This is a genomic window from Lapillicoccus sp. (assembly GCF_025353065.1).
Taxonomy (GTDB): Bacteria; Actinomycetota; Actinomycetes; order Actinomycetales; family Dermatophilaceae; genus Lapillicoccus.
The window spans coordinates 1-16,772 of sequence record NZ_JANXRJ010000199.1 but is presented as its reverse complement, the minus strand read 5'-3'; the positions used below and the strand labels follow the sequence as shown (position 1 = coordinate 16,772).

The 16,772-nt window shown below is 70.2% G+C and carries 14 protein-coding genes; 5 read left to right on the top strand and 9 right to left on the bottom strand.

Annotated elements, in window-relative coordinates:
• Positions 1–164 precede the first annotated feature (164 nt).
• From Q0R63_RS15405 to Q0R63_RS15370, 8 genes are all read right to left on the bottom strand, one after another.
• Positions 165–458 (bottom strand): hypothetical protein, encoded by a 294-nt coding sequence (locus Q0R63_RS15405; protein ID WP_295699094.1) that lies wholly within the window; start codon positions 456–458, stop codon positions 165–167.
• A gap of 3 nt (positions 459–461) precedes the next feature.
• On the bottom strand, positions 462–884 hold the full coding sequence (locus tag Q0R63_RS15400) for a DUF948 domain-containing protein (RefSeq protein WP_295699093.1): 423 nt from the start codon (positions 882–884) through the stop codon (positions 462–464).
• A gap of 138 nt (positions 885–1,022) precedes the next feature.
• Positions 1,023–2,165 (bottom strand): oligopeptide/dipeptide ABC transporter ATP-binding protein, encoded by a 1,143-nt coding sequence (locus tag Q0R63_RS15395; RefSeq protein ID WP_295699091.1) that lies wholly within the window; start codon positions 2,163–2,165, stop codon positions 1,023–1,025.
• Positions 2,162–3,226 carry an ABC transporter ATP-binding protein gene (locus Q0R63_RS15390; protein ID WP_295699089.1) on the bottom strand — a complete coding sequence of 355 codons (1,065 nt, stop codon included), beginning with the start codon at positions 3,224–3,226 and terminating at the stop codon, positions 2,162–2,164. Before Q0R63_RS15390 ends, Q0R63_RS15395 begins: the two co-directional genes overlap by 4 nt.
• On the bottom strand, positions 3,223–4,212 hold the full coding sequence (locus tag Q0R63_RS15385; protein ID WP_295699087.1) for an ABC transporter permease: 990 nt from the start codon (positions 4,210–4,212) through the stop codon (positions 3,223–3,225). Before Q0R63_RS15385 ends, Q0R63_RS15390 begins: the two co-directional genes overlap by 4 nt.
• A 98-nt stretch (positions 4,213–4,310) precedes the next feature.
• Complete coding sequence (locus Q0R63_RS15380) at positions 4,311–6,077, bottom strand: ABC transporter substrate-binding protein (RefSeq protein ID WP_295699085.1); 1,767 nt, start codon at positions 6,075–6,077, stop codon at positions 4,311–4,313.
• A gap of 74 nt (positions 6,078–6,151) precedes the next feature.
• Entirely contained in the window at positions 6,152–7,171 is a 1,020-nt protein-coding gene (locus tag Q0R63_RS15375; RefSeq protein ID WP_295699082.1) for an ABC transporter permease, read from the bottom strand.
• 262 nt (positions 7,172–7,433) lie between these two features.
• Positions 7,434–8,837: a replication-associated recombination protein A gene (locus Q0R63_RS15370; protein ID WP_295699080.1), complete on the bottom strand. Its 1,404-nt coding sequence runs from the start codon at positions 8,835–8,837 to the stop codon at positions 7,434–7,436.
• 110 nt (positions 8,838–8,947) lie between these two features.
• Between Q0R63_RS15370 and Q0R63_RS15365 the strand changes: the two genes are divergently transcribed.
• The 4 genes from Q0R63_RS15365 (at position 8,948) to Q0R63_RS15350 (ending at position 13,969) form a co-directional block, all read left to right on the top strand.
• Positions 8,948–11,152, top strand: coding sequence for an MMPL family transporter (locus Q0R63_RS15365; RefSeq protein ID WP_295699078.1), 2,205 nt, complete (start codon positions 8,948–8,950; stop codon positions 11,150–11,152).
• A 91-nt stretch (positions 11,153–11,243) separates the two neighbouring features.
• Positions 11,244–11,651 (top strand): carboxypeptidase-like regulatory domain-containing protein, encoded by a 408-nt coding sequence (locus Q0R63_RS15360; protein WP_295699076.1) that lies wholly within the window; start codon positions 11,244–11,246, stop codon positions 11,649–11,651.
• A 176-nt stretch (positions 11,652–11,827) separates the two neighbouring features.
• Entirely contained in the window at positions 11,828–12,829 is a 1,002-nt protein-coding gene (locus Q0R63_RS15355; RefSeq protein WP_295699072.1) for a trypsin-like serine protease, read from the top strand.
• 63 nt (positions 12,830–12,892) lie between these two features.
• Positions 12,893–13,969 carry a hypothetical protein gene (locus Q0R63_RS15350; RefSeq protein ID WP_295699069.1) on the top strand — a complete coding sequence of 359 codons (1,077 nt, stop codon included), beginning with the start codon at positions 12,893–12,895 and terminating at the stop codon, positions 13,967–13,969.
• Positions 13,970–13,999: 30 nt separating this feature from the next.
• On the opposite strand, the gene Q0R63_RS15345 is transcribed toward Q0R63_RS15350, so the two are convergent.
• Positions 14,000–15,709 carry a peptide-N4-asparagine amidase gene (locus tag Q0R63_RS15345; protein ID WP_295699066.1) on the bottom strand — a complete coding sequence of 570 codons (1,710 nt, stop codon included), beginning with the start codon at positions 15,707–15,709 and terminating at the stop codon, positions 14,000–14,002.
• 248 nt (positions 15,710–15,957) lie between these two features.
• On the opposite strand from Q0R63_RS15345, the gene Q0R63_RS15340 reads away from it, so the two are divergent.
• A complete protein-coding gene (locus tag Q0R63_RS15340; protein ID WP_366521146.1) occupies positions 15,958–16,656 on the top strand; it encodes a phosphotransferase in 699 nt (232 codons plus the stop codon).
• The last annotated feature ends 116 nt before the right edge of the window (positions 16,657–16,772 follow it).

The window sequence follows — 16,772 nt, the reverse complement described above, 5'->3', positions numbered from 1 at the left end:
GTCGAAGGGCAGCGGCACCGAGGGGACGACGGTGTGACCGCGGCTGGCGAAGTAGGTCAGCCAGCGGCGGCGGATCTCAGCGGTATCCATGTTCTGTCCAGGTCCTCGAGGTCGATGGGTCGGGAGCGGCGGTCGGGGCGGGGCACGGAGATCGGCCCGCACCCCTACCGAGCTCGCGGACCCGCCGGGTCGTCGAGCAGTGCGTGGATGCCGTCGGCGTCGAGCTGGCGGTCCTCGGGCAGGGTCTCGGTGTCGATGCCGAGGGCGAACCGCAGCTCGTCCTCCCGCTGCTCCATGCCGTCGCGCACGGCGGTCGCGAGCTCACGCAGCCCGTCACCCCAGCTCGCCAGGCCGTCGGCGAGCCCCTGCGGAGTGTATTGGCGGGCTGTCGCGCTCGCCTTGCGGACGACGAGCACGCCGATCGCGGCGCCGACGCCGACCCAGAAGAGCCTGCGCACGGGTCAGCCCCTCCGCGCTCGGGAGGAGGCGCGGCTGCCCGAGCCCCGGGATCCGGAACCCCGCGATCCGGAGCCCCGCAGTGCCGTCCGCACGCCGTAGCTGAACGCGGCGATCTTGACGACGGGCGATCCGAGCGTCGCGGCGAAGAGCGACGTCAGGGCGTTGATGTTGGTCGACATGTTGGCGACGTTGGTGGTGATGGTGTCGACGCGGACCAGCTGCTCGTTGGTCGCGGTGACGGTGTTGGTCACCTCACCGAGCAGCGGGACGGTCTGGTCGGACACGCCCTTGAGGCCGATCCGCGCCTCTTCGAGGATCTCGCCGGCCTTGCCGACGACGCTCCCGATGCGGAACACGAGGTAGGCGAAGGCGAGCGCGGCGATAACGCCGGCGATGTCACCGATGGTGACCTCGGCGAGTTTCATTTCAGCACCTCGGTGTCTCGTACGGCTCGAATGTCTGGGCGGGTCCCGCGAGGCATGCACGCACCGTTGCTGGACGGCGACAACCCTATCCGACCCGCAGGTGCCGGATCGCGTCGATCCGCCCGCCTGCGGCTCGCGTCAGGAGACCTCCGCGACGAGCGACGTCTTCACCTCGGGGAAGTGGCAGGCGATGACCTGGTCCAGCCCGGAGCTCTCCTTCAGCTCGAGCGGCGGCTCCACCTTCGCGCAGATGTCCTGCGCCTTCCAGCACCGGGTCCGGAAGCGGCACCCGCTCGGCGGGTCGATGGGGCTCGGCGGGTCACCCTTCAGCCGGATCCGCTCCCGCGGCGGCACTCCCCGCACCACGTTGATGTCCGGGGCCGCCGACAGCAGCGCCTGCGTGTAGGGGTGCTGCGGCGCCGAGTAGATGTCCCGCTTCCAGCCCTTCTCGACGATCTTGCCGAGATACATCACCGCGATGCTGTCGCAGAAGTGCCGGATGACACCGAGGTCGTGGGCGATGAAGAGGAACGAGAGGTTGAGCTCCTCGCGCAGCCGGGCCAGGAGGTTCATCACCTGGGCCTGGATGGAGACGTCGAGCGCCGAGACCGGCTCGTCCGCGATGATCAGACGCGGTTCGACGGCGAGGGCACGGGCGATGCCGATCCGCTGCCGCTGGCCGCCCGAGAACTCCGAGGGATAGCGGTTGATGTGCTCGGGGTTGAGCCCGACGAGCTCGAGGAGCTCCTTGGTGCGGGCCTTCTCCCTGCCCTTCGCCAGGCCGTGCACATCGAGCGGCGTCCGCAGGATGGTGCCGACGGTCTGGCGCGGGTTGAGCGAGGAGTAGGGGTCCTGGAAGATCATCTGGACCTCCCGCCGGAGTGGGCGGAGCTCCTTCTCCTTCATCAGCGCCATGTCCTGGCCGCGGAACCGGATCGCGCCGGAGGTGGGGTCCTCGAGGCGGGTGATCAGCCGCGAGGTCGTCGACTTGCCGCAGCCGGACTCGCCGACCAGCCCGAGGCTCTCGCCCTCGCGCACGACGAAGGAGATGTCGTCGACGGCCTTGACCGAGGACCGGAGCATCGACAGGCCCCGCACCTCGCGGACCGCGAAGTGCTTGACGAGGTGCTCGACCTCCAACAGTTTCGGGGCATTGGCGACGTCGCGCGGGGCCTGGTGGACGACCGTGTCGACGACGACGTCGTCGGGTTTCAGGGCATCGGTCGCGTCGTCGGTCGCGTCGTCGGTCGCGTCGTCGACAGCCTCGGGGGACGTGCTCATCGGGAGGTCTCCTGGCTCAGTACCCGCTCGGGATCGACGAGATGGCAACGGATCTGGCGGCCGTTCGGCAGGATCCTGAGCTCCGGCAGCTCGGTCACGCACCGCTCGCCCGGCACCTGGTCCTGATAGTCGCAGCGCGGGTGGAAGGAGCACCCGCTCGGCAGGTAGACGAGGCTCGGTGGCGCGCCCCGGATGGCTCTGAGCTCCTGAACCTCCTCCGACGCCGACGGGACGCTCTCGAGCAAACCCATCGTGTAGGGGTGGTTGGGTTGCGAGAGGACGTGCTTGGCGAGCCCCTTCTCGACCGCACGACCGGCATACATCACCAGGATGTCGTCGGCGACCTCTGCCACGACCGCGAGGTCGTGGGTGATGAGGATGACAGCGGAGCCGAACTCCTGCTGGAGATCCTTGATCAGGTCGAGGATCTGAGCCTGCACCGTGACGTCGAGCGCGGTCGTCGGCTCGTCGGCCACCAGCAGCTTCGGGTCGTTGACCAGGCCGAGGGCGATCATCGCGCGCTGCCGCATCCCGCCGGAGAACTCGTGGGGATACTGCTTGGCGCGACGGGCCGGGTTGGGGATTCCCACGCGTTCGAGCATCTCCACCGCGCGGGTGTTGGCGACGGCAGCCGATACGTGGTGGTGCGCACGGTAGGCCTCGGCGATCTGTTTCCCGACCTTGAAGAAGGGGTGCAGCGACGACTGCGGGTCCTGGAAGACCATCGCGACAGAGCTGCTTCGCAGACCGCGCATCGTCTCCTCGCTCGCGCCGACGAGCTCGGTGCCGTCGAGGGTGATGCTGCCGGTGATCGTCGTGCGCTTGGGGTTGTGCAGGCCGAGCAGGGTCATCGACGAGACCGACTTCCCGGACCCGGACTCTCCGACGACAGCGAGGGTGCGTCCGAGGCGGGCCTCGTAGCTGAGGTTCTGGACGGCGTTGACGGGGCCCTCGTCGCTCGCGAACCGGACGCTGAGGTCCTCGACCTTGAGAACGACGTCACCCGCGCTGCCGACGCGATCGCGGATGGAGGCACCCGACGGGCTGGTCCCGGTGCTCACGACAGCCTCACTCGCGGGTCGACGAAGGAGTAGGCGATGTCGACGACGATGTTCAGCGCCACGACGATGACACAGCCGAGCAGGACGGTGCCCATGATGATCGGGAGGTCGTCGGTCTGGATGAGGGCGGTGATGGCGAGCTTGCCCAGTCCGTCGACGGAGAAGATCTGCTCGGTGATGAGGGTGCCACTGAGCAGGCCGGCCATGTCGAGGCCGAGGATGGTGAGCACCGGGCTGAGGGCGGCCCGCAGGCCGTGCTTGTAGATGACCGATCGCCCACTGATGCCCTTCGATCGGGCCGTCCGCACGTAGTCCTGGGCCAGGGTGTCGACCATCTGGGCTCTCGTGTACCGCACATAGGCGGTCGACGTCACGAGTCCCAGGACGATCGCCGGAGCGATGAGGCCGACGATCCACGGACCGAACCCGTCGGAGAAGGGGTGGGTCTGCGGGAGAATGGGGTAGAGGACCGTGAAGTAGAGGGCGAACAGCAGGGCGACGACGATGTAGGGGATCGCCCCGAAGACCTGGCTCACCCCCACGAGGGTGCGGTCGAAGGCAGAGCCGCGTCTCGTGGCCGCCACCACCCCGAGCGACACCCCCACCCCGAGGAAGACGACCATCGCCAGGAGCGCGAGGGCCACCGTCGTGGGGAACCGCCGGAAGACTTCGTCGCTCACCTGGAGGTGGTTGTGGAAGGAGTAGCCGAGGCAGGGCGCCGAACAGTGGTTGACGTTGCCGCCGTCCGTGATGTCACGACCGACGAAGAGCCCCTGGAAGTACTCTGCGAACTGCACGCTGATGGGCCGGTCAAGCCCCATGCTCGTGCGAATCTGCTCGAGCTTGACTGCCGGACAACGGTTCTCGGCACACAGCGACTGAGCCGGATCAGCCGGTCCGGCGAAGAAGATGAGGAACGTCACCACGAGGGTGACGAGCAGGACGCTGACTCCCAGAGCGATACGGCGGGCGATGTAGATGAACATGGGGACCTCGACGGTGCAGGGGGCGGAGCCATGGGGCGTGGGTGGTGACCCACGCCCCACAGCGACGGTTCATCTGTCCGGGACGGACCGGGGTCGGCTTACTGGTCGACCCAGATCGAGTCGAGGATCGGCGATCCGTGGTTGTCGTCGTTGATGACGTTGTGCACCTTGGTCCCGAAGAGGATGTTGGACCTGTCCCAGTACCAGGGCAGGACGGGAAGGTAGTTCGTCATCAGCCACTGGTCGAACTTGCCCCACTCCGGGCCCTGCTCGGCGATCGACAGCTTCTGGATACGGGCCAGTTCGGCGTCGATCTTCGGGTCCTGGAGGTCACCCCAGTTGGTGCCACCGGACGTCAGCTGGGTCGAGGACACGGTGGGAGGGAAGATGGAGTCGGCCGACGGCCAGTCGAAGCACCATCCGCCCGGGGACTGGCCGATGTTGTAGTCCCCGTTCGGGTCCGCGATGAGCTTGCGCCTGTCCTTGCCTGCCACACCCTTGTCGGTCACCTTGAAGCCGGCCGCCTCGAGCTTCTTCTTGCGGATCTGGTTGACCGTCTGTGCGATGTTGCTCGGGTCGTCGTTGGTGTAGTAGTTCTTGATCTCGAAGGGCTTGTCCGGCCCGTAACCCGCGGCCGCCAGCATGGCCTTGGCCTTGACCGGGTCCCCCGGGCCCTGACCGGTGAGGCCGGGCACCGTGTAGTCGAGCCAGCCCGGGATCTGCGGCGGGATGAGGGTGTGCGCCGGCCGACCCGAGAGCGAGGTCAGACCGGATGCGGTGTAGAGGTCGTCGTAGGGGTAGGCCACGGCGAGCGCCTTGCGGACTGCGAGGGGGATCTTTCTGGTGTCCATGTTGACCGTGATCGTGCAGGAGGAGGGCCCGCTGACGAACTGCTTCGCCTTGGGGCCTCCGCTGCCGATCTGGTCGGCGAAGGAGGCGTCGACCGGGTCCCAGTCCAGCGTCGTGCCGTAGTCCCCCGTGCTGGCGAGGATGCCCTGCTGGGTCTTGATCGTGTCGGTGCCGAACTTGAAGTCGTAGCCGTCGAGGTACTGGGTGCGGGCGGCATCGGTGGCCGGGTCCCAGTTCGGGTTCTTGACGAGCGTGAGCTCCGAGCCCTGGGTGAACGACTTGATCATGTAAGGGCCGGTTGCCAGGGCCTTGTCACCGTAGGTCTCGTCCTTGGTGTCCTTGGCCTGGGGGATCGGTGAGACCTGGGTGAAGGTCGTGAAGTAGGGCAGGGTCTCCCACGGCTTGGCCAGGTGGAAGACGACGGTCGAGTCGTCCGGCGCTTCGATGCCCGCGAAGGTGTCGCCCGACTTGAAGGGTCCGAGGTACTTGTCGCCCCCCTTGAGGTAGTCGACCTGGTAGGTCGGGCCGGTCGCGGTGAAGGCGAAGGAGCGCTTGACGGCATACGCGATGTCTGCGGCCTTCATCGTCGAGCCGTCGCTGTACTTGATGCCGGACTTGAGCTTGAAGGTCCAGGTGAGCTTGTCGCTGGAGACCTGACCGAGGTCGGTGGCGAGGTCCGGCACGAGCACCTGCTTGCCGCCTCGGTTGACGAACGCCGTGAGCGAGCGCATCGTCAGCCGGGTCATGATCGCCCCGGAGTCCTGATAGAACTGCGCGCTCGGGTCCATGCTGCTCGGGGAGGTGGCGTAGGAGATCGTCAGCGTCCCCCCCTTCTTGGCCTTGGGATCCGTCGGTGCGGGACCCTTGGCGTTGGGGTCCAGCGAGGCGCCCGCGGTCTGCACCGGTCCGGTGCTCGTGTCGGACGTACCGTTGGTCGTCGAGCTGGGGGCCGAACACGCGGCCACCACTCCGATCGAGACGGCCGCTCCCGCGGCAAGGACGTGGGTCCAACGCATGTGGTGCTCCTCTTTCAGGTGTTCACGTCCCGGACGTGGCTGGCCGGGAACGACTTTTCCGGTGAGGGGGTGGCTCACCGACGGGTTGTGGGGTCGAAAGCGTCCCGGATCGACTCGCCGAGCAGGCTGAGTGCGAGGACGAGGAGGGCCACCCCGAGGACCGGGGGCCAGAGGTGCAGCGGGTAGGCAGAGAAGTTGCCCCCTGACGCGACCGAGATCGTGCGCCCCCAGGACGGGGTGGGCTCGACCAGACCGGCCCCGAGGAAGGACAGCGTCGCCTCGGCAGCGATGTATCCGGGAACGGCGATCGACGCCGAGACGATGATCGGGCCGACGAGGTTGGGCAGGATCTCCTTGACCAGGATCTGCCGCGTCGGGACACCGATGACCTTGGCGGCCTGCACGAACTCGCGTTCGCGGAGGGAGAAGACCTCGCCGCGGATCAGTCGGGCCAGCCCGATCCAGCCGAAGAGGATCAAGATGATGAGCAGTACCCAGAATCGCAGCGACGACGTCTCCTCGGCGGTGAGGATCCGTCCGCCACCGACGCGGTTCTGGACGATCGGCACGAGAGCGAAGACGAAGAGGAGGTAGGGCAGGCTGAGGAAGAAGTCGATGACCCAGGAGATGACGCGGTCGACGATGCCGCCCAAGTAGCCCGCGAGCAGGCCCATGACGATGCCGACGACCGTCGAGCTCACGGCCGCCAGGAAACCGATGGTCAGTGAGGGCTGCGCCCCGTAGGCCCAGAGAGCGAAGAGGTCGCGCCCCGTGCGGGGCTCGACACCGAACCAGTGCTGCGCCGTGGTCCCGATCGTCGGCAGCGTGTTGCGCCGGTTGATCAGCTCGGGATGGAAGGCGTTGAGCGTCTCGCCCTCGAGCTTGACCAGCAGGGGTGCCAGGACGGCGATCAGGATGAAGAACACGACGATGACCGCACAGACGATCGCGACCTTGTCGACCTTGAGGCGGTCCCAGGCGATCTGCCCCGGGGTGCGCCCGTGCCGTCGACTCGACTCTGCCGCATCGGACAGTTCGGGGTCGACTCCCACCTCGAGGGTCTCGGCGGCGACCGCGGATGAACCCAGCGTCAAACCCGTTCTCCGTCCTCGTGACTGCGCGTCCTGTGTTGAGCCGACAGTGCCCGCACCACCCCTGCGCCGCGCCGGGGAAGGACCGCGCGTCTCGATTCGCCGCAACCTTGACACACAACGACGGAAGTCTGAAGGATCGCTGAACCGCTTGATGGCAAATCGTTACCCAGCACACACGGTGGAAACACATCCTTGACGGGGCGTTTACAGGTGTGGAAGTTCTCCGGCATCAGGCCGTCGCCGCCGACGAACCGCGCAGATCTCAGCCCCGATGCAGCCGTTCCTTAAGCCAGGCGAGCCGCACGCCCAGCCGTTCCTCGAACCCCCGGTCGGTGGGCCGGTAGTAGTCGGTGGTGCCGTCGAGGTCGTCCGGGAGGTGCTGCTGCGCGGCGACGCCGTCGGGCGCGTCGTGGGCGTAGGCATAGCCGTCGCCGTGCCCGAGGCGGGCGGCCCCGGCATACCCGCTGCCCCGCAGGTGGACCGGGACGGGCCCGCCGCGACCCGCCCGCACGTCGGCGATGGCGGCGTTGATGCCGAGGTATGCCGCGTTGGACTTCGGGGCGAGCGCGTTGTGGACGACTGCCTGCCCGAGGATGATCCTCGCCTCGGGCATCCCGATCTGCGCCACCGCGTGCATCGCCGCGACCGCGGTCTGCAGCGCCGTGGGGTCGGCCATGCCGACGTCCTCGCTCGCGGCGATGACGATGCGGCGCGCGATGAACCGGGGGTCCTCCCCCGCCTCCAGCATCCGGGCGAGGTAGTGCAGTGACGCGTCGACGTCACTGCCCCGCATCGACTTGATGAGCGCGCTCGCGACGTCGTAGTGCTGGTCGCCGGCCCGGTCGTAGCGCACCGCCGCCTGCGCGACCGCCTGCTCGACGTGGGCGAGCGTGATCCGGACGACGCCCTCGGCGTCCGGGTCGTCGGCGGGCGCCCCGATCGGCTCGGCGTCGAGCGCCACCCCGGCCGCGGCCTCGAGGGAGGTCAGAGCACGTCGCGCGTCGCCGCCGGCCATCCGGACGAGGTGGTCGCGGGCGTCGTCGGCGAGCCCGTGCCCGCCCGCCAGCCCGCGCTCGTCGACGAGGGCGGCGTCGATGACCTGCGCGACCTCCGCGTCGGAGAGCGGGGTCAGGGTCACCAGCACCGACCGGGAGAGCAGCGGCGCGATGATGCTGAAGGACGGGTTCTCCGTCGTCGCGGCGACGAGGATGACGGTGCGGTTCTCGACGCCGGGGAGCAGCGCGTCCTGCTGCGCCTTGGTGAAGCGATGGATCTCGTCGAGGAAGAGGACGGTCTGACGGGCATACAGGTCGCGGTCGCGGGTCGCCTGCTCCATCACGGAGCGGACGTCCTTGACCCCGGCCGTGACCGCCGACAGCTCGACGAACCGGCGCTCGGCCGCCGTGGCGACGAGGTGCGCCAACGTCGTCTTGCCTGTGCCCGGCGGACCCCAGATGATCGCGGAGAGCGGCCCGGCGCCCCCGCCGCTGCCCTCGATGAGCCGACGCAGTGGGCTGCCGGCTCGTAGCACGGCCGCCTGCCCGCGCACCTCGGCGAGCGACCTCGGACGCATCCGCACCGCGAGCGGGGGCGCGACCGGGCTGGACGGGTCGGGCGAGCCGCCGGGCCGGGACGCCGCGAAGAGGTCCGGGCTGTCGTCACTCATCGTCACTCATCGCCGAACAGCGTATCCGGGTCTGACTGTCCAGAGCCGCGTGTCCGGATCCGCGGGCGTGGCCGCCCGCGCCGCCGATCCGCCCGTGCCACTCTGGGGTCGTGTCGGACACCCGGGCCACCGCTCTCGCGCGCCTCGGGGCTGTCTCCGCGCGCCACCCCTGGCGCTTCGTCGTCGCCTGGGTCCTGGTCACTGCCACCGCGTTCGCCGTCGCGGTGGGTGGCGTCACCGGTCAGTCCCTCTTCGACCGGCTTCAGTCCGGCAACCCGAGTGCGCCCGGCGAAGCAGAAGAGGGTCGGGTCCTGCTGGCCCGGCTCGACCCGCAGCCGGAGACCCTCCTGCTCCAGATCCGTGGGGCCGACCTCGGGAACGCCGGCGCGCTGGCGGTCGCCCGGGCGGCGACGCAGCGGGTCGCGGCCCTGGCCGGCGTCACGAAGGTGTCCTCACCGCTCCTGCTCCCCGGAGGGCTCACCGATCCTGCGGCCGCCCCGTTGCTCGCCGTCGGAGCCGGCGGGGCACCGCGCGCCGGCAGCTTCCTCACCATCGTCACGATCGCGGCGCAGGGGTCCGGGACCGTGACGACCGAGGCGGCGGTCGGCCAGCACCTCGACGCCGTGACCGCCTCCCTGCCCGGTGCCACGGGGATCGTCGGTGGAGGTGGGCTGCTGCTCACGGCGATCACCTCCCAGGTCGAGGTCGACCTGCGGTTCGGCGAGGGCATCGCCCTCCCGCTCACCTTCCTCGTCATGTTCTTCGTCTTCGGAGGCTTCGTCGCCGCCGGCATGCCCATCCTCGGCGCGGTGACCGCGATCGGGGGCGCGCTCGCCGCCCTCTTCGGCTTCTCCCACGTCATCGACCTCGATGCGAGCGTCGTCAACGTCGTCACTCTGCTGGGACTCGGGCTGTCCATCGACTACGGCCTGCTCACCGTGAGCCGCTACCGCGAGGAGCTGGCGTCCATCGCGGCTCGGGACCGGGATCATCGGCGGCATCTCTTCACCAGCGACGACATCCGGCACGCCACCTCCCGCACCGTGGCCACGGCCGGGCGGACGGTGCTGTTCTCCGGGCTCACCGTCGCGATCGCCCTCGCCGGGCTGATCGTCTTCGAGTCCTCGATCATGCGCGCCATCGGCGCCGCGGGCGTCTCGGTCGTCCTCGTCGCCCTCGTCGTCGACCTCACCCTCGTCCCGGCGCTGTGCGCGCTCGGGACCCGCCGACTGCTGGCCCGGGGGGCCGAGCACACCGCGGACGAGGGCGCCTTCTCGCGGCTCGCCCACGGCGTCCAGCGCCGACCGGTCACCGTCGTCCTCATGACCCTCGCCGTCCTGGTCGCCCTCGCCTGGCCCGCGCTCGGGATGCGGCTGACCTCGTCGGGCCAGCAGCTGCTGCCGAAGGACTCCCCCCAGCGCGTCTTCTTCGACGACCTCGCCCGGGACTACCCGGCTCTCGCGGCGCCGACCCTCACGGTCGTGGCGAGGACCCCGCTCGCGGCCGCGCAGGCGTGGGCGACCTCCCACGTGGCGACCCTGGCCGGCGTCCGGAGCGCCGTGGCCCGGCCGCTCGGGCCCGACGTCAGCGCGGTCGCGGTCACGGTCGAGGGAGGGCCGTCCGGCGCCCGGGCCGACGCGACCGTGACGGCGTTGCGCGACCACCGCCCGACCTTCGCGACCCTCGTCACCGGCCAGGCCGCGGGACAGCACGACTTCCTCGCCAGCATGCGCGCGAGGGCGCCGCTGGCCGGCGGGTTGATCGTCGCAGGCACCTTCCTCCTGCTCTTCCTGATGACCGGTTCGCTCGTCCTCCCCCTCAAGGCACTGGTCCTCAACGTCGTGTCCCTCGGCGCCGCGCTGGGGGTCCTCGTCCTGGTCTTCCAGGACGGCCACCTGGAGCGCCTCCTCGACTTCTCGTCGGTCGGTGCGATCGAGTCGCTCATCCCGTTCCTCGCCCTGGCGTTCGGGTTCGGCCTGTCGATGGACTACGAGGTCTTCCTGTTAGCCCGCATCGTCGAGCTCCATCGACGCGGCGTCGGCAACAACGAGAGCGTCTCCCTCGGGCTCCAGCGCTCGGGCCGCATCATTACCTCCGCGGCGCTGCTGGTGATCATCGTCTTCGCCGGCTTCGTCGCGGGAAAGCTGTTGGTGATCAAGGAGATCGGGTTTGCCCTCGTCGTCGCGGTGGCGATCGACGCCACCCTGGTGCGGATGCTCCTCGTCCCGGCCGCGATGACGCTCCTCGGCCGGTGGAACTGGTGGGCTCCGGCGCCACTGCGGCGCTGGCACGACCGGCACGGGGTGGCCGAGTGACGCGCGGAACGTTCTGGTGTCCACGCACCTCCTCTGTCAGTGAGGACCTCGCACCGATCGGTCGGGTCACGCTTCACGGGAGGCACGAGCCATGAGCAGATCGCCGCGGATCATCCTGGTCGCGGCCACTGCGGTGGTCGTGGCGCTCGTCCTGAGCGGCTGCGGCGGCGGGTCGGGCGGGGGGTCCTTGGGCGGTCCCGACGACGCCGTGGCTGCAGACACCCGTGCCTCGGCCGGCGCTGCCTCCGTGGAGGGGACAGTGACCGACGCCTCGGGGCGGCCGGTCAGCGGGGTCATGCTGCAGGCCACCAGCCTCGCCTCACCCCCGCTGCCCGTGCCCGAGCTCGCGGTCGTCACCGACGCGCGCGGTCACTACGCGTGGCACGGCCTGCGGCCCGGACCGTATGCCGTGAGCGCGAGCCAGGGGCCAGCGACCGCACGCGTCGAGCTCTCGGTCATGGACGGTCGGGCCGTGACAGCCGACCTCTTCCTGCATTGACCCCACCCCCATCCTCGACTTGTTGCGGCCCATGCAGGGAGCCCGCGGTGACCGCCCGGTGCGCGTCCTCCGTGATGGGCGCTGACTGGGAGGAGCCTGGACGTATCAGGTGAGCCAGCTATGGACTCCTGCTGGTGTCACGCCATCGGGGCGGGACGCGAGCGCAAAGGACCGCCATGTTGTCACGTCACCACCGGATCTCGAGGATCCGCCTCATCGCCGTCACGGTCGGGGCGCTCGCCGTCACCGCCCTCGGCGTCGTCGGGACCGCCCACGCCGCACCATCGACGGACCTCGCCTCCGGCAGGGGTGTGGCAAGCACGGCCGTCGCGAGCGCCGCCGGCTCCCTCTCGCCCGACGCGCTCGTGTCGGCGTCAGGCTCCGTCGTCACGCCGGAGCAGGGTGCTGCGTCCGTCCTCGCCAAGCAGGGACGGGGGGTCCAGGGCTCGGCGCCCTCGCTCGGCAAGGGGACGTCCGGGATGAGCCCGTCGTCGATCATCGGCACGGACAGCCGCTTCCGGGTCACCCCGACGACGAGCTTCCCCTACCGGTCGACGGTCCTCATCCTGCGCGACGGCAACCTGCACTGCACCGGCTGGATGATCAGCAAGGACACCATGCTCACGGCCGGGCACTGCGTGAACACCGGCGGACCGGGTGGCTCGTGGTACTCCGGGCTGACCTTCCGACCCGGCAGCGACGGGGGCACCGCTCCCTACGGGACGCTCACCTCCCGCGGCACCTGGGCCCTCAACGGCTGGGTGAACTCCGGCGACACCAACTACGACGCGGCGATCATCAAGCTGAGCAGCCCCGTCGGCGCGACCGTCGGCTGGTACGGCATGTGGTGGCAGACCGCCGCCCTCGACGGCCTCTTCACCCGGGTCACGGGCTACCCCGGCGACAAGCCCTCGACGCAGTGGATGTCCTACGACTCCGTGCGCGCCTCGGGCACCGACAAGATCTACTACCAGAACGACACCGTCGGCGGTGAGAGCGGTTCGCCGGTCTGGCAGCTCCGGGGCAGCACCGCGGCATACTGCGCAGGAGGCCCGTGCGCGATGGCGATCCACACCAACGGCCTCTACGGCAGCGGGCTCACGGCGAGCAACAACAGCGGCACCCGGATCACGCAGGCGAAGTTCTCGACCTTCATGAGCATCGTCAACCTGCCCTGACCCACCAGGACACGGGGCCGGCTGTTGGCTTCCTCGCGGGCACTCGGTCACTACGGTGACCGGGTGCCCCGCTTCCTGTTCGCTCACGCACCCGTCCTCTCCGCCGTCCTCTCATCCGCCGTCCTCTCGTCCGCTTTGCTGGTGTCCGGGGTGGTGGCGGCCGGGCCCGCCGACGCCGGCGCCGGGACGTCGTCCGGCAGCGAGCGAGCCACGGCCGCCCGGCACGTCGTGGGCGACGGCTCCCCGGCGAGCTGCACGTCCGCGGCGGTCGTCCGGGCGGTGGCCATCGGTGGCACCATCACCTTCAGCTGCGGCGCAGCCCCGAAGCGCATCGTCATGATGGCTACGGCGAAGATCCGCAACGACGCCAGCGCAGACGTCGTGATCGACGGTGGCGGCCTCATCACGCTGAGCGGCGCGGGGCAGCGCCGGATCCTCTACCAGGACACCTGCGACCCGGCCCAGGTCTGGACGACCGACCACTGCGACGACCAGGCCACACCCCGCCTCACGATCCGGCGGATGACGTTCGTCGACGGCAACTCGACCGGCGAGAGCTATGACGGCGGCGGCGGCGGTGCGGTCTTCGTCCGCGGGGGCACCCTCTCGATCACCGGGTCCCGCTTCTACCGCAACCAGTGCGACAGCAACGGTCCCGACCTCGGCGGCGGCGCGGTGCGGGTCCTGAGCCAGTACCACGGCACCCCCGTGACGGTCAGCGGCTCCACGTTCGGCGGCTCGGCGGCCGACGCCAACCGGTGCTCCAACGGCGGCGCCCTCAGCAGCATCGGCGTGAGCTGGGTGATCACCCGCTCGGTCCTCAGCTTCAACCAGGCGATCGGCCGCGGCGCCAACCCTGCTCGACCGGGCACCCCGGGCGGCGGCTCCGGCGGGGCCATCTACAACGACGGCAACACGATGACGCTGTCCGTGGTCAGCTCGACGATCCAGGACAACCACGCCAACGAGGGCGGCGGCGCCATCTTCTTCGTGAGCAACGACCGCACGGGGACCCTCCGCATCCAGGGGTCGACCTTGCGCCGCAACCCCAACGACGGCTTCTCGACCGCCGGATATCCCGGGATCTTCTATCTCGGCCAGGGCGACCCTGTCGTCATCGACTCCACGATCACCCCCTGAACGGCGCCTCGCTCACGGGGCTTTTCCGGATCAGCCGCCGGTCTCCCGGTCGAGGACGAAGACGCCGTTCACCGCCCGCAGCCGGTGGGTGCATGCCGCGGTGCCGGCTCCCGCAGCAACCGTGTAGCGGGCAGTGGTGTCGGCGTGGGCGTGCCGCTCCTCGCGCGGCACCCCGTAGATCCACGAGGCCGTGCCGCTGTAGGCGTCGGTGACGTCGCGCTCGAGCAGGGTGCGTCCACCGGTCTGCTGCCGGGTGAGCTCGCCCCAGGTGATCGCGAGGTCCCCCGTCACGTCGAAGGCGCCGTCGATCCCCGGGTGCGGCACGAAGCCCAGCACGCCCTTCTTGGCGTAGCGCACCTGGTCGGTCGCGATGGAGACCGGCCCCTTGGCCGGGCTCGTCACGACCGTCGTCGTGTCGCGCCAGGTGGCGTCGAGCCGGTCGTCGGCCTCCCCCGCGGTCCACTGGTGCTGCGAGGTGTTGTGCAGGGCGCGGTCGACGGCGGTCGTCACCTTCCCGAGGGAGGTGTTCAGGTAGCCCGTCGCGCCGAAGGTGCGGTCGACGGTCAGCCCCAGCGACCCTCCTCCGCCGCTGCTGCCGGAGACGGCGGTGCCGTGGGACGGCGGCGCGGCATACCGGGTGGTGGCGCCGGTGACCCGGACGCTCCCGGCGTCGCGCCAGACGCTGAAGAGCGGGGCGAGGGTCCAGCCGCTCTGGCCGGCGGGGAGGCCCTGCACGGAGATCCGCACGTCGTGCGCCTTGCCGTCGGTCAGGCCGCCGACGAACGGCGTGAGGTCGTAGCGCAGGGCCGGGATGTCGAAGGCGTGGGGCGACGGCACCGTGTACCAGAGGAAGGGGTTGGACCAGCCCCCCGTGTAGATGACGGGGTAGGGCAGGGCCACTCCGGCGACCCGGCCGTCGATGCTCACGTCGACCTCGCGGTAGGGCAGCCCGTCGGCGCACGAGTAGCCGGAGTCAGCCGGGGCGCTGGTGTCCCAGAACTCCTCGCACCCGCCACCCGACCCGGTGGCGTAGACGTCGGCGAGCAGCCTCGTCGTGTTGCGCGGGACGGTGAGGGTGCCGACGAGGTCGGAACCGTCACGGGTCGCGCCCGCGAGCGGCAGGACCTGCGCGGCGGTGGCGGCTGCCGGGGCCTTCGGGCCGGTGACGTAGAAGTCGAGGTCCACGGTGATGGCGAAGACACCGGTGTAGGTGCTGTCGACGACGTTGCCGACGAACATGGAGACGTCGGTCGGTGAGCGCAGCACAGGCGCCAGCGCGGTGACGTCCTTGTCGACGTGCCACGTGATGCCGGAATCGCTCGGCTCCGGCGTCGAGAGGGTGAGCATCCGGACACCGCCGACGTCGAGGTAGCCGAGGCGGTCGAACTGGCGCCCGGCCACCGACCCGGTCAGCCGCATGACGACCTTCGACCACGCTCCCGGGCAGCCTGCCGGCGGCGTGAAGCGGTGGGTGTAGACGTCGAAGTTGTTGAAGCCGTGGTCGACGATCCGCACCGTGCAGTGTCGGCTGGCCGGGACGACGATCGGCTGCTCGGGGGTCCGGGGGTCGTCCCACGACGGGCCGTACTCCGGCGGCGGGTCGACGACGGCGCTCGGCAGCACCGCGGCAGCAGCGCCGGCGGCTGGCGCGGAGCCGGCCGCCACGGCGGCGACCGGCGAGAGGGCGAGCGAGGCTCCGGCGAGGACGGCCAGCAGGGTGCGCCACGGCATACGGGTCATGGCAGGAACCTAGGGGACGGGACCGACACCCGCGAGCGGGACTCGGGGCGAGCTTCTGGTTGGCTGTCGTCCCGTGCAACCACCTCGCGTGCGGGACCTCGTGGCCGATCACTGGGGCATCGCGGTCGATGAGGTCGCCCGGCTCGAGGGCGGCATGAACTCTGAGGTGTGGAAGGTGACCGTCGGGCACCGGCAATGGGCCCTGAAGGTCGTGGGGCCGCAGAGCCCGCCCGGTTTTCGGGCGGGCTCTGCACGCGGCCATCGCTCTCGAGGCTGCCAGCATTCCTGCCGGAGCCCCGGTCGCTTCGCGGGACGGCCAGATCGCCGCTGTCCTCGACGGGGGAACCGGTGCGCTCCTCACCTGGGTGGGCGGCGTCCCGCTCAGCGCGACAGCCGAGGACGCCGGCAGCATCGGTCGCGCCCTCGGAGAGGCCCACCTCGTGCTCCGTCGCACCAGGATCGCGGACGCGCCGCCCTTCGACTGGATGGACTGCGACGCCCCCCACCTGGACGCAGAACCCTGGGTGCGTCCTGCCGTCGCCCGTGCAGTGCACGAGTGGGAGGGCGTTCGCCACCACGTCTCGGCCTGGGGCTTCCTCCACGGTGATCCCGCCCCAGAGGTGTTCCGCCAGAACGGGTCCGAGGGCACCTGCGGCATCATCGACTGGTCCAGCGGCGTCGACGGTCCGTGCGTGTACGACCTCGCTTCTGCCTGCATGTACCTCGGTCGGGGGCCCGGGTCCGAGGTGGTCGAGGCCTACGCCGCCCACGGCCCGGTGCCCCTGCGTGAGATCGATCTGGCGCTGCCCGCACTCCTGCGATACCGCTACGCCGTCCAGGCCGACTACTTCGCCCGGCGCGTGGCCGAGAATGACCTCACGGGTCTATCCGACCCGGCTGACAATCAGCACGGCCTCGACGACGCCCACGAGATGTTGGACGGATGAGCGGAGCGGAGGCAAGGGACGAGGAGTCGGTCTCCATCCAGTCGGGCTCAGGGTCGACGGCGAAGCGCACCGCGTCAACCGCCTCGCGGCCCTCCAGCCAGGCCTTGGCGATCCGG

Excerpts from the sequence above, each read along its gene's own strand:
- Q0R63_RS15400 (WP_295699093.1), bottom strand. The coding sequence starts at position 884 with ATGAAACTCGCCGAGGTCACCATCGGTGACATCGCCGGCGTTATCGCC.
- Q0R63_RS15395 (WP_295699091.1), bottom strand. The coding sequence starts at position 2,165 with ATGAGCACGTCCCCCGAGGCTGTCGACGACGCGACCGACGACGCGACC.
- Q0R63_RS15385 (WP_295699087.1), bottom strand. The coding sequence starts at position 4,212 with ATGTTCATCTACATCGCCCGCCGTATCGCTCTGGGAGTCAGCGTCCTG.
- Q0R63_RS15380 (WP_295699085.1), bottom strand. The coding sequence starts at position 6,077 with ATGCGTTGGACCCACGTCCTTGCCGCGGGAGCGGCCGTCTCGATCGGA.
- Q0R63_RS15370 (WP_295699080.1), bottom strand. The coding sequence starts at position 8,837 with ATGAGTGACGACAGCCCGGACCTCTTCGCGGCGTCCCGGCCCGGCGGC.
- Q0R63_RS15360 (WP_295699076.1), top strand. The coding sequence starts at position 11,244 with ATGAGCAGATCGCCGCGGATCATCCTGGTCGCGGCCACTGCGGTGGTC.
- Q0R63_RS15355 (WP_295699072.1), top strand. The coding sequence starts at position 11,828 with ATGTTGTCACGTCACCACCGGATCTCGAGGATCCGCCTCATCGCCGTC.
- Q0R63_RS15345 (WP_295699066.1), bottom strand. The coding sequence starts at position 15,709 with ATGACCCGTATGCCGTGGCGCACCCTGCTGGCCGTCCTCGCCGGAGCC.